Origin of the sequence: Streptomyces sp. NBC_00250 (assembly GCF_036192275.1) — a bacterium.
Lineage (GTDB): Bacteria > Actinomycetota > Actinomycetes > Streptomycetales > Streptomycetaceae > Streptomyces.
Window position 1 is genome coordinate 8,264,071 of record NZ_CP108088.1, and the last position, 13,029, is coordinate 8,277,099.

Here is a 13,029-nt window from a genome sequence, read left to right on the forward strand (position 1 = left end):
ACGCAGCGGCGCGGCGCCGGTACGGGTATGCCCCTACCGGCGCCGACCTGTATCCGGGGTCCGAGAGTGCAGCCGGCCTCCACCGGTCGGGCCATGCGGCCGCCCGGTGGAGGCCCGGAGTCGTGCGCTGGCCGGCACAAGGACCCCGATCGTGGGCCATGCCGCCGGCGACGGGCGCGTACAACCGCTACGGCGGAGTGCGGCACCTGTTCGCCCCCTGGAGTGTCGGCGGGTCGGCGCCTGGGCGGCGGCGCACAGCGTCGAGGCCGCCTGCACCCCGACCAACTCCTCCTGGCCGAACCGCATCGAGGCGCAGCTCACGGTGCTAGCGCTACTTCCCTCTTGGCGGTCGGTGCGAGCGAAGCGGTGCCCGCTTCAAGGTGTTTCCCCCTCGCTCAGCGGAGTCCTGCGAAGCGGACGGAGCATGCCCGCCAGCTGGGTTCGGCGTCGTTCTCATAACGGACCTTGGTGCCGGGGCGGTCGTCGTGTTTACTTTGCTCACGACAGGTGCTCGTTAGTGAGTGAAAGCGCCGAATGCTGCCTAGCTTCGCGCATCCTCCGAGCCTTCTCCTGTTCCCAGACCCCACTGGCTGCGTCGCGTCGACGGCCGGAAGACACAAGGCGGTACTGATGATGAACAAGCGGTTGTTCGTGGCGGCCTGCACGCTCGGCGTGCTCACCCTCACGGCGTGCGGCGGCGGCAACGGCGGGGGCGGCTCGGAGAACGGCGATGTGACCCTGAAGCTCGTCGCCGCCGACTACGGCGACAAGGCGTCGAACAGTTCGACGGCCTACTGGAAGGACGTGGCGGAGCGCTTCACCGCCGCCAACCCCAAGATCAAGGTCGATGTCCAGGTGATCAACTGGAACGACATCGACGCCCAGGTCAAGACGATGATCCAGAGCGGGAACGTGCCGGACGTCCTCCAGACGGGCGGCTACGCCGACAAGGTCGCGGACGACCTGCTGTACAAGGCGGACGAGGTGCTGTCCGAGCGCACCCGGGCGAACGTCATCGACAGCTTCGCCAAGGCCGGCGAGGTCGACGGCACGCAGTACGGTATCCCGTTCGTCTCCTCCGCCCGCGCCTTGTTCTACAACAAGGACGTGTTCGCCAAGGCCGGCATCACGGAGGCGCCCAAGAGCTGGGACGAACTCGTGTCCGTCGCGGCGAAGATCAAGGCCAAGGTGCCGGGCGTCACTCCGTACGCGCTACCCCTCGGCCCCGAGGAGGCCCAGGGCGAGTCGCTGATCTGGGAACTCGGCAACGGCGGGGGCTACACGGACGAGGCGGGCAAGTACACGCTCGACAGCAAGGCGAACATCGAAGCCTTCTCCTGGCTGAAGTCGAATCTCGTCGAGCCCGGCCTGACCTACGCCAACCCCGCCACCACCGACCGCAAGACGGCGTTCGCCGACTTCGCGGCTGGCAAGACAGCGATGCTCAACGGGCACCCCTCCCTGATTCAGATGTCCAAGGACGGCAAGGTCGACTACGGTGTCGCGCCGATCCCCGGCAAGGCGGGGGCGCTGAAGTCCACCCTCGGCGTGGCCGACTGGATGATGGCCTTCAAGGACGGCGGACACAAGGAAGAGGTCCGCAAATTCCTCGACTTCGCGTACTCGAAGGAGAACACGCTGAAGTTCGACGAGATGTACAACCTGATGCCGGTCACCAAGGACACGCTCCAGGAGATGACCGCCAACGGCAAGCACAAGGACCTGGAGCCGTTCTTCGCCGTCCTGCCGAACGCGGTCTTCTACCCGCTGGGCGACACCACCTGGGACACGGTCTCCGCAGAGATCAAGAAGAGCGGCGGCACCGCCGTGAACGACCCGGCGAAGGTGCTGGCCGAGCTGCAGAAGAAGGCCGAGACCGCGGTCGCCGACAAGTAGCCCTCCGCACCGCACCGTCACGGAAGGCACCCCTCGTGTCCCCCAAAGCATCCGCTGCCGCCCGCCCCGCCCGCAAGGGCCGGGGCGGCCTGGCCCGCCTCGGCCCGCTGCCCTGGATCGGTCCTGCCGTCCTGCTCATCGTGGTGGTCGTGCTCTGGCCCGTCTACGAAATGGTCCGGACGTCGTTCCTGAGAATCAGCAGCAGCGGGTTCGTTCGCGGCTCGGCCGGATTCGACAAGTACAAGCAGCTGTTCGAGGAGCCGTCGTTGCCCTCGGTCGTCGCGGCGACCGTGGTGTGGACGCTGGTCGTGGTCACCGCCACGATGCTGATCTCACTGGCGCTGGCCCAGCTGTTCAACCAGAAGTTCCCCGGTCGCCGCGTGACCCGCTGGTCACTGATCGCGCCATGGGCCGCCTCCGTGGTGATGACCGCCATCGGTTTCAAATGGATGCTCAACCAGACCGCCGGCGTGCTCAACACCGCGATGACGGACCTCGGCCTCATCGAAGGTCCCCAGGACTGGCTGGGCGACCCGTCCACGGCCTGGCCTTGGATGATGTTCGTCGCCGTCTTCGTCTCACTGCCGTTCACGACCTACACCCTGCTCGCCGGGCTGCAGACCATCCCCGCCGAGGTCTACGAGGCCGCCAAGGTCGACGGCACCAACGCCTGGCAGACCTACCTGCGGATCACCCTCCCGCTGCTGCGGCCGGCGCTGCTCGTCGGCATGGTCATCAACCTGATCAACGTCTTCAACTCGTTTCCCATCATCTGGAGCATGACCCGCGGCGGTCCGGACAGCGACACCGCCACCACCACCGTGTTCATGTACCAGCTCAAGAACTCCGACATCGGCCAGTCCGCGGCGATGTCCGTCGTCAACTTCGCCCTCGTCGTGGTCATGGTCGCCCTCTTCCTCAAGGCCAGCCGCTGGAACCAGGAGGAGAGCCGATGACCCAGCACACCCTCACCCCCTCGCCCCCCGCAGTCTCCACCCCCGTACCCACGGGCAAGGACGCCGCCACCCCCCAGCGCCGTCGGACGCGCAGCCCGCGCACCCTGCTGATCGCGGCGGCGGCCTGGCTGCTGGCGGGCGTGTTCCTGCTGCCGTACGCGGAGATGGTCATCACCGCCCTTCGGCCGGCGCACGAACTGCGCGACCCCACCTATCTGCCGAGCGAGTTCGAGTGGGCCAACTTCGTCAATGTCTGGCGGGAGTCACACCTCGGGGACAACCTCCGTGTCACGCTGCTCGTCGCCGGGGGCTCCACCCTGCTCGTCCTGCTGGTCGCGATTCCCGCCGCGTACTACACCGCGCGCATGAAGTTCCGCGGCCGCAAACTGTTCCTGCTTCTGGTGCTGGTCACCCAGATGTTCCAGCCGACGTCGCTGCTGGTCGGGCTCTATCGCGAGTTCTACCAGCTCGACATGCTCAACTCCGTGTGGACCCTGATCCTCTGCAACGCCGCCTTCAACCTGGCCTTCGCGATCTGGATCCTCACCGCATACTTCTCCTCCATCCCCGAGGCCCTCGAAGAGTCGGCCATGATCGATGGCCTCGGCCGGGGAGGCGCCCTCCTGCGGATCACCCTGCCGCTCGCGATGCCGGGTGTCGTCACCGCGATGATCTTCACCTTCATCGCCGCATGGAACGAGTTCGTGATGGGCCTGACGCTCTCCACCATCCCGGAGAGCCAGCCCCTCACGGTCGGCATCAACAGCTTCATCGGCAATTACACCGTCCAGTGGAACTACCTCTTCGCCGGCTCGGTCATCGCCATCGTGCCCGTCGTCATCCTGTTCGCGCTCATCGAGCGCAAGGTCGTCTCCGGACTGACTGCCGGATCCGTCAAGTAGTACACGAGCTGCCCCGCTGCCTGCTCGCCTGACATCCGGCGGCAGGCGAGCGGGCAGTTCTGTCATCAGCTCCCGCGCAGAAGAAGGGGTATATGCCGTGCCGAGGCACCGCCATGTCCTGACTGCGGCCACTACCGCTCTCATTTTCTCCGCCTCGTTGGCAGGCTGCGCCGACAACCACGGGAATCAAGTCGTCTTGCGGCTGGTGGCCGCCGACTACGAGGTGGGGGGCCAGTCGGACAGCACCGAGCAGTACTGGGGTGATCTGATCTCCACGTTCGAGTCCGCGCATCCCGACATCACGGTCCAGGTGGAGGTCGTGTCCTGGGACTCCATAGACGGCAAGGTCGCCGACATGGTGGAGGCGGGCGAAGCGCCTGACCTGGCGCAGATCGGGGCGTACGCCGACTACGCCGAACAGGGCGAGCTCTACGCTGCCGACGCATTGCTCTCGATCCCCGTGCAGGCGAACTTCGTTCGGCCGCTCGCCGAAGCGGGAGAGCAGAGACGAATTCAGTACGGTATGCCGTTCGCGGCCTCGACCAGGCTCCTCTTCTACAACGAGGAGCTGTTCGCAGAGGCGGGCGTCGGCCGGCCCCCGGCGACCTGGGACGAGCTGAAGGCCGTGGCGCGGCGACTGAGGGACCGTACTGAGGTCCCGTGCCCGATGGCGGTGCCGCTGGGACCCGAGGAGGCCCAGATGGAGACGATGTCCTGGATGCTGGGGGGCGGAGGCGGTTACACCGGCCTCAACGGGTCCTACACGATCAACTCGAAGGAGAACATCGAAAGCCTGAACTGGGTGAAGGAGAACCTCGTCGAGGAGGGGCTCACCGGTCCCGTTCCACCGGGGCGGCTCAACCGCAAGGAGGCGTACGCGGCGTTCCTGCGCGGCGAGGTGGGCATGGTAAACGGATTTCCCTCCTTGCTGCAGGATGCGCAGAAGGAAGGGATTAAGGTCGGCACGGTAGCTGTGCCCGGACGGGACGCCAAAGCCCCACGGGCGCCGGCGGCCGTCGACTGGATCATGGCCTTCAAGCGGAACGGGCACCGTGAGGAACTCGGCAAGTTCCTCAACTTCGTCTTCAGCGACGAGAACGTGAGGGAGTTCGCAACGCTCAACAACCTGCTGCCCGTCACTGTTTCGGTAACCGAGCAGATGAGGGCAGATGACCGCAACAAGGACCTGAGGAAGTTTCTGGATGAGCTGCCTGCCTCGGAGCTGCCCCCCGTCGGCAAGACTTCATGGGCGTTGGTGAGCGACAGCGTCAAGCGGAACCTCGGCAGTGCGATGACGCCCGGTGGCAGTCCAGCCAAGGCACTGGGTCAAATAGCCGATGCCGCGGCAGAGGCCGAACTCGGGCGCTAGGTGGTGGTCGCCCGATAGCGCCGGCGTAGATCTGCGGTGACCGTCTCACCGAGAACAGGTCCTCGCCCTCCGGAGGTGAGCCGCCGACCGGTGAACGGCTCGCTCACCCGACCACGAGGGTAGGCCTGTCATGATCCTGCGACCGCTCGTCGTGGTGGCCTCGGCGGCGAGCGACGGTTGGCGCCCAGAGGGAGCAGGGAGAGGAGTCGGAACTCCTGTGCAACGAAGTGTGACGCGGGCACGGTCCTACTCGAGGGTCCGCCGCCCGGTCGTCCGTGGACGGTCAGAGCATGCCGGCCAGGCGCTGCTCCGCAGTGTCCAGCGACATACGGATCGCGCCGAGAACCACGCCCTTCTCACGCAGTGCGGAGATACGGAGCTCGACCGGCGTCAGCAGCATCCGCGCCAGTTCGGTGCGGACGGCGTCGAAGAGCACGTCACCCGCGCCCGACACGCCGCCGCCGACGACCACGCACTCGGGGTCAAGAGCCAGCAGGTGCGTCGCCAGGCCGCGCGCGAACCGGCGGGCCACGGTTCGCACCACCGAGACGGCCTCCTCGTCGCCGATTGCCGCGGCCTCGAACAGGACGGCCACGTCGCCGCTGGAGCGGAGGGTCTCGCGCAGTGGCCCGGTGCAGCGTTCCGTGGCCAGTGCCAGGATCGCTCGTGCCCCGACCAGCCGCTCGAAGGGGCCTAGTCCCTCGACGACCGGCGCCGGCTCTTCGTCCAAGGGGGTTGCGAGGTCGACGAAACCGAGCTCACCAGCTGCCGAGGACGCGCCACGGTGGGGCTTGCCGTCGATGACGATGCCCGACCCTATCCGCTCCCCCCAGTGGACGTAGAGCAGGTTGTCCTCGGCCGGGCCGCGCCAGCGCTCCGCCGCCACGGCCAGGTTGACGTCGTTCTCGACCAGCACCGGGCAGCCCAGCCAGTCCCGCAGCTCGGCCAGCAGCGGCAGGCCCGCCCAGCCTGGGATGCTCGGTGCGAGCACGACCTCACCGCGTTCGACGTCGACCACGCCGGGAGTGCCCACGGTGACCGCCCACAGCGCCGTCGGCTCCAGGCCCGCGTCCGCCGCGACCTCCGCCAGCGCCGTCCGCAGCAGTCCGGCCGCTTCGGGGCCGGCCACCCCGTACGGGGTGGCCACACGTCGCTCGGCGCACACGGTGCCCGCCAGGTCGGCAAGTGTCACCAGCAGTTTGTGGGGGCCGAGGTCGATGCCCGCCACGTGTCCGCATTCGGCGCGGAACCGGGCTCGCTGCGCGGGGCGGCCCACACCGTTGTCCTCGGTGACCAGGAACTCCACCGCTCCGACGTCGGCCAGCGCGGCCAGCGCCCGGGACACCGCGGGTCGGGACAGGCCGGTGGCGGCGACCAGGGCGGCCACCCGTGCGGTCATGCCGTCGGTGGACCGCAGGGCGTCGAGCACCGCGGTGGCGTTGATGCGCCGCAGCACATGAGGCCCGGTCGCCGTGGGCGCGATCGTCACTGCTCTTCCCCTACCTCTTGACAGGTGGCCTAGACCACCCCACAGTATGCCCCGCGAGTATCGAACGGTTCGATACTAATCGCCATCCGTCAGCCTGCCGCTCGGCGACGGTACCGCAGCCATCCCGCCGGGCTGACCCGGTGAGCCGCACGGGACGGCACCGCGGAGCGCCCGCCCGGGGAATCTCCCGTCGGCATGACGCCGGACTCGCACACATACAGGAGCACTCATGAAGCTCACAAGACCTGCTCGGTATCTCACCACGATGGCGGTCGGCGCGATAATGGCAACAACGCTGCAGGTCTCCACTGCCCACGGCGCCTCGCCCGCGGACCAGGTCAAGGCGATCGACTGGAGCTCGTTCGGCACCTACGCGGGCACCGATGCGATGGGCCAGCGGATGAAGACCATCCTGGCCAACGAATCCCGCTACCTGATCGGCCCGGCGTACGCGTCCAAGTACACGGCCTACGAGGCCGACGGCTACCTGAACCTGGGTGGGAACGCTGAACAGGCCGTCCGCCTGCCCGCCATGACCGCGCTCTCGGCCGCCATCGCGCTGAAGCTGGGCGTGTACAACCCGGTCAACCTGAGTGCGGCCAATGCCACTACCCGCGACATCAACCTGATCCGTACCGTCGCCGCCCGCCACAAGGCCAACAACACCAACAGCGCCACTGCCTGGGGCTCCGGCTGGCAGACCGCGCTGTGGGCCTACTACGACGGCATGGCCGCCTGGCTGATGTGGGACAAGCTCTCGGTCACCGACCGCGACAAGGTCGTGAACATGCTGGTCGCCGAGGCCAACCGGCTCACTACGGGCAACGACACCTTCCTGATCGGCACCAGCGGCAAAGAGCTGTACGGCCTCCGCAAGGACGGGACCTCGGCCGAACCCGGCGACAGCAAGGTCGAGGAAAACCAGTGGAGCGCCGCCCTGCTGGGCCTCACCGCAGCCATGATGCCCAACCACCCTCAGGCCGCCGCCTGGAGCACCCGGCACAAGCAGCTGCTGCTGTCCGCCACCGCCCGCCCGGCCGACCTGACCAACCCGGCCAGCATCAACGGCATCCAGATGTCCACCTGGCTGAAGGGCACCAACATCAGCGATGAAGGCACCGTCACGAACCACGGCCTCCTGCACCCGATCTACATGATCCTGGACCAGGGACTCAACGAGGCCGCCACGGCGGGACTGGCGAAGAAGTGCGCCCCGGTCGCCGCCCTGCACAACACCAACTACGTCTACGACGCCCTCGTCGACAAGCGCTACCCGACCTCCTCCGGTGGCACCAACACCATCTACCAGCCCGGGTCCTCCAACATCTTCTACCCGGAAGGCAACGACTGGGGCAGCACCTTCGCCGGCTACTTCGGCGGCTTCGACGCCCTGGTCTCGATGCACGGCCAGGACGGCCTTGTCGCCACCAAGGCGTCGACCTGGGAGAAGCTGCACAACGACGCGCAGATCGCCCTGCAGGCCCGCTTCACGGACGGCCACACCTACGCCAACGGCAGCGAGAACAGCTACTTCGGCAAGGAACAGCGCATCGGCGTCATCTACGGCCTCAGCTACCTCAGCCTCTGGCTGAACAAGAACAGCGCCGGGGACAAGGCCTGTTGGTCCTGAGACCGGACGTCCTTCGGCCTGAACCGCGAAGTCCGCAGGATTACCCAGTCCCGGTGTTGTAGCCGAACTGATACCCGCAACGGAAGTGCAGCACCGAAGTCGATTCCGTGAACGGCTGACAGGGGGGCGGGCAGAGGTTCCCTCTCCCGCTCCACCGTCGTCGCCGCAGGGTCGGCCGCCGCCGCGGCTGTGGGCCGTGCCATCTATGGCCGGTTGGCAGTCGGGGCGGGGTGGCGGAATTTCCCTCGGCGGCTTGGACATGGTCTGCCAGTCGGTCGGTCCCGCAGTCGTTCTTCGACGGGCGGCCGAGCATCGCCCCAGACGGGTTCGTTGACTCATGAAGGTGGACACGGGTGTCACCGAGCGGGCGGGGCACCACGGTCTACCGGAAGCCCGGATCCACGAAGAACTCAGCGGGTTCGTGACCACGGACAAGCGTCTCCGTCCAGGCCTTCGTGCCCGCGACCAAGACCTCGTGGTCTCGATGGTCCCGGTCACCGAGAACGAGACCGTGGCGGGGACGTGCACTCCGTTCCCGCGGTGCAGGCGGCGAGGAGGCCGTCGCAGGCATGCCGCACGTCGCCGCCAGCCCCCGCCCAGCCGCTCTGCCGTACCTCGGTGCCGGCGAGTCAGCGCCGGCGAGCTGTATCACCGGCCGACGCAGGTGATCCCGTCGCGCGCGACCGTCGCGTAGACCGTGGAAGACCTGGTCGACGCGATCCCGACAGGGCTCACCCATACGCCCCCGGACGACTGGTCATCGATGGCGAACTGGACGACGCAGGCAAGGCTCGCCTCGCACCCCTGCGGGTGCGCTCGCCGGACGGCTGACGTTCCAGACCGCGCGCGACCAGGACCCCGCCGCGGTCGGCGACCGGGCGGGGTGCGTGGGGGCGGCCCTGCTCGCCAGGATCTGCACCGAAGGTGGGCCGGCCGCGGGAGTTCGGGTCGAATTCGCCGTAGGCACCGAGGGGCTTGAGGTCGGGACGGTCCATGCCGACCACGGTGGTGCCTACATCCTGACCCTCATGCTGTTATGTGGCGGGCGGCATCTCGGAGGCGCGGGAGTCGAGGCCCGTGCGCAGTTTGACCCAGTCGCCCCGGGTGAAGTCCGGGAAGGCGACCGGGCGTCCGCCGGCGGCGAGGGAGGCGACGCTGAGCGGGATGGGCGCGCACCAGCTCGCCGAGTCGTAGACGTCGATGTCGGGGACCTGCCCGGTCCGCATCAGCTGGACGGTGCGCCACTGCAAGACGTAGTCCATGCCGCCGTGGCCGCCGTTGTTGGCCGCGTCGTCGCCGATCTTCTTCCAGAGCCAGTGATCGAACTCTTTGCGGTAGGAGGCGAAGTCCCGCCAGGTGTGGCCGCTGTGGTCGGGCTCGACGTAGATGCGCCCGCCGCCGGACGAGATGACACCGGCGTAGTCCTCGAAGATGCCGCGGGTGCCGGCGAGGGTGTTGATCCGGCTGTAGGGGCGGGGGGAGCTGACGTCGTGCTCGGCGCGTATGACCCGGCCCTGTGCCGTGTCGATCAGACACGTCACGAGGTCGCCGTTGATGTACGTCTCCTTCCACGACGGGTGCGACCGGTCGACGAACCGGGCGCGGTAGTCGGCGAGGCCCTTGGGCTCCGTGGCGGTGGCGCGCAGCTTCGTCATGCGGTCGCCGCGGTTGATGTCCATGGCGGCGGCGATGGGACCGAGACCGTGCATCGCGTAGAAGCTGGCGGTGCTGCGCGTGTGCCAGAGCCGGCGCCAGGAGTCGGTGTAGTAGGTGTCGGAGAAGAGCAGGGCGCGCAGGTCGTGCAGGTAGCCGCCGTGGCCGTTGGTGATGTCGCCGAAGAGGCCTTCGTGGGCCATCTTCAGCATCGCGAGTTCGTTCCGGCCGTAGCTGCAGTTCTCCGCGAGCATCAGATGTCGACGGGTGCGCTCGCAGGTGTCGACGAGGTCCCACAGTTCGTCGAGTTCGGTGGCGATGGGCAGTTCGACGATGACGTGCTTGCCGGCGAGGAGCGCGGCCTTGCCCTGCGGGTAGTGGAACTCCCAGGGCGTGGCGATGTAGACGAGGTCGACGTCGTCGCGTTTCAGCAGTTCCTCGAACGAGGCGTCGGAGCCACCGAGTTCGGCGGGCCGGGGCTCGCCGTTGGCGACGAGCTGATCGGCGGTCCGCTTGACACGGTCGGGGCGGATGTCGCACACGGCGGTCACGGTGCATCCGGGTACGGCGGCCTAGCCGAGGCTCATGCCGGCACCACGGTTGCCGAGCCCGATCACTCCGACACGGACCGTGCTGTACGCGTCATAGCGGACGTTGACCATGGTCTTCTGCCCCGGTCGGCGCCGCGGAGCGGAGGCCGACGGCACTGCGGAGACGGCCGGTGCCGTCGAGCCGATGGCCATGGCCGCTCCAGTGGCGACCGCTCCTCCCATGAGCGAACGGCGTGACACGGCAGGGAATTTGGGCATGACGCTCCTCGATGCAGACTCGGGCTCGTTTGCGGCACGACTCTGACGGGGGGCACAGTAGTGTGTCAACACATGCTCAGAAAATGCTCCCTTCGCGTATTCTCAATCAAAGAGGGTGCATGAAACGCACGACTGGACACTCTCGCCCCAGCAGGCCGAGGGCACGATCCGCCGGCGGGGGAGTGCCCGGTCAGCGTGAGCGTGCTCTGAGGCCGCGGTCCGCGGACCGGGTCGCTGTGGGGTCAGGTCAGCCCGTGTGCCTTGCACAGCCGTACTGCTGACTGCTTCGTGCCGTACGACTGGTACGCGGAGTGCGTAGCGCACGTCCATGACGCGGGGGAGCGATCCCGTCACTCGGCGCTGCGCTTCATTCCGGTTGGTAGGAGCGGGCGGCAGGGGCTGAGGCGTTGACGGGTGCGCAGAGGATGGATCCGGCTGGGCTGGCCAGCTGGTTCAGGGAGACCGCGGCGGTTTGAGTAGTGATTGCTCAGGGACTCAGGACCTCCGGGGCGTTTCCTGGAAGCACGGAGCAGGACCCGCCGTACACCGGAGAGGATGTGATCGCGATGACATCTCCGACCAGAGGGCGCCCGTCGGCACCGTCTGGCCTCCTCTGCGTCGTACGTGTAAGCCGGCTCCGTGGCGGCCATTCGTCAGCCTGAGCACCTGTGGCAATGTTATTGAGAATTGATGGTACGCGTGGGTTCCTGAAGTTTTTGACGATCTAAGGGGAATGTTGGTGGAGCAGACCATTGACGCCGTCTGGAATTCAGTGCAAACTCTCACCAGTGGTTGCGATGAAATTGCAACCCATCCCGCCCATGGAATTGCTTCGGCGAACCTGACGGTATCTGTGCAATGGCCGTCACCTAGGTGATCCGAATGCCGTCCAGATTCGGTGAGTTTCCCCAAGACTCCCTTGCCGAACCGGCACAGACTCCGGGTGGGCCGGAGCTGCCTCCCCCTCGTCAGTTTCCGGTCCACCCGGACCCCCTTTGGTCATCCGCTTTGGTCATCCGTGCAGATCCGGCAGGCAGTGCGACGCCGACCCAGGGAATCCTGACGGGTCCGAGGAGAGAATTATTTGCGTGGGTCCATGGGTCTGATTTGCGCCGATTTCATGTACCGTGCGCGTAGAAGTAGTGCCTGACGTCCGGGCGAGCCCGAATTTGGCATGAAAGCTCGACCAGGTTCTTCAAACCGCATTTCCTTGCGGATCGATGTCGAGCGGGAGCCCCCGCATCCCCCACTGCGTACCGAGGAGCCGAGGAAATGGGCACACCCCTCAGCAGGTACATCAATCGTGAGAACGGTCCGGTTGCCGCCTATCTGTGCGCCTCCGCAGGCTGTCAGGTACTTGAGGAGCAACGCCACGAGCTCCGAGAATTCGCATCCGGGCTCGAGCTGCCGGCGCCGGTCTTCTTCGAAGACGTCATCCGCACGGTCGACGACGAACGCCCTGCCCTCTCGTGCCTGCTCGCGCGCGTGTCCGACGGAATCTTCCGGGTCGTCCTGATCACGGCCGGCTCTGCGCGGGGCATGGGCGGCGAGGACGCCTACTCGGACCTGCACCTCATGGTGGTGAGCGGCTGCACGGTCACCGAACTGCCGGACGTCGGTGCTCTGCACCGGGTTCGTAGCGTTTCCAGCGCTCGCTTGAGTGCCGCCTGACCCCGCTCGGCGGGCTCGATGCTCCCGACCGCCCAGCCTGCTTGAGTGCAGAGCCGTGGGGCGGCCGCCGGCCGCCGGCGGCGACGATCCCAGCTGGCCGCTCCAAGCCGCCTTGTCGATCCAGCACGCCCGCGGACTACGCAGACGGACCCCGGCATTGTGAGCCGGGAACCAAGCCGGGGACTGGGCGCGCCGGTCTCGCACGGCGAGCCGGGCGACGCCTGCAAGGTCGCGCATCCGCGTACACCGCATTCCCGCCTGTGCACGGCTTCCAGGGCCCCACCTGCCCGCTACCGACCCCCGCCCGCAGCAGCTCCGGAGTGTGACCCCACGGCTGTGCCGGGTGACTGAGTACCGCTTACTCAGGTGGGAAGAATTGTCCCTTTCGACCATGGAAGTCCAAGCAACCTCAGGTGGTGGTTTCCATGCGTCAGGTACTGCAGCGTCGAGTTCAGCGTCCGGTTCCGCGGCCTCCACAGGATCTGCGGACGCCGTCCGGCAAGCCCATGCCCTACTGAAGGCCGGTGACGTCGTGAAGGACAACCATGAAGCAGGTCCGGAGCAGCCGCTCGGACCGCGGAGCCGCGGGGACTTCCGGCCGGGCCTGGATGCGGCAGGCGATTGTCGGCGCTGTGAGAGTCGGCGAGCGGCGCC

General features: G+C 67.4%; 7 protein-coding genes and 1 pseudogene. 6 read left to right on the forward strand and 2 right to left on the reverse strand.

The genetic code is table 11. From position 1 onward, the window contains the following. Nucleotides 1-633: 633 nt before the first annotated feature. From OG259_RS37300 to OG259_RS37315, 4 genes are all read left to right on the forward strand, one after another. Entirely contained in the window at nt 634-1,896 is a 1,263-nt protein-coding gene (locus tag OG259_RS37300; protein WP_328947292.1) for an extracellular solute-binding protein, read from the forward strand. 35 nt (nt 1,897-1,931) lie between these two features. Then, nucleotides 1,932-2,852 (forward strand): carbohydrate ABC transporter permease, encoded by a 921-nt coding sequence (locus OG259_RS37305; RefSeq protein ID WP_328946281.1) that lies wholly within the window; start codon nt 1,932-1,934, stop codon nt 2,850-2,852. After that, nucleotides 2,849-3,754: a carbohydrate ABC transporter permease gene (locus OG259_RS37310; protein WP_328946282.1), complete on the forward strand. Its 906-nt coding sequence runs from the start codon at nt 2,849-2,851 to the stop codon at nt 3,752-3,754. Before OG259_RS37305 ends, OG259_RS37310 begins: the two co-directional genes overlap by 4 nt. A gap of 205 nt (nt 3,755-3,959) precedes the next feature. Then, on the forward strand, nt 3,960-5,123 hold the full coding sequence (locus OG259_RS37315; RefSeq protein WP_328946283.1) for an extracellular solute-binding protein: 1,164 nt from the start codon (nt 3,960-3,962) through the stop codon (nt 5,121-5,123). A gap of 283 nt (nt 5,124-5,406) precedes the next feature. Here OG259_RS37315 and OG259_RS37320 read toward each other — a convergent pair whose 3' ends face one another. Beyond that, nucleotides 5,407-6,612: an ROK family transcriptional regulator gene (locus tag OG259_RS37320; RefSeq protein ID WP_328946284.1), complete on the reverse strand. Its 1,206-nt coding sequence runs from the start codon at nt 6,610-6,612 to the stop codon at nt 5,407-5,409. A 229-nt stretch (nt 6,613-6,841) separates the two neighbouring features. Between OG259_RS37320 and OG259_RS37325 the strand changes: the two genes are divergently transcribed. Continuing rightward, entirely contained in the window at nt 6,842-8,242 is a 1,401-nt protein-coding gene (locus OG259_RS37325; protein WP_328946285.1) for a hypothetical protein, read from the forward strand. 1,034 nt (nt 8,243-9,276) lie between these two features. Here the strand turns inward: OG259_RS37325 and OG259_RS37330 are convergent. Continuing rightward, nucleotides 9,277-10,704: pseudogene (locus OG259_RS37330) on the reverse strand (Gfo/Idh/MocA family protein). Between the two features lie 1,272 nt (nt 10,705-11,976). Here OG259_RS37330 and OG259_RS37335 point away from each other — a divergent pair. Beyond that, nucleotides 11,977-12,375: a hypothetical protein gene (locus tag OG259_RS37335; protein WP_328946286.1), complete on the forward strand. Its 399-nt coding sequence runs from the start codon at nt 11,977-11,979 to the stop codon at nt 12,373-12,375. Nucleotides 12,376-13,029: the final 654 nt, after the last annotated feature.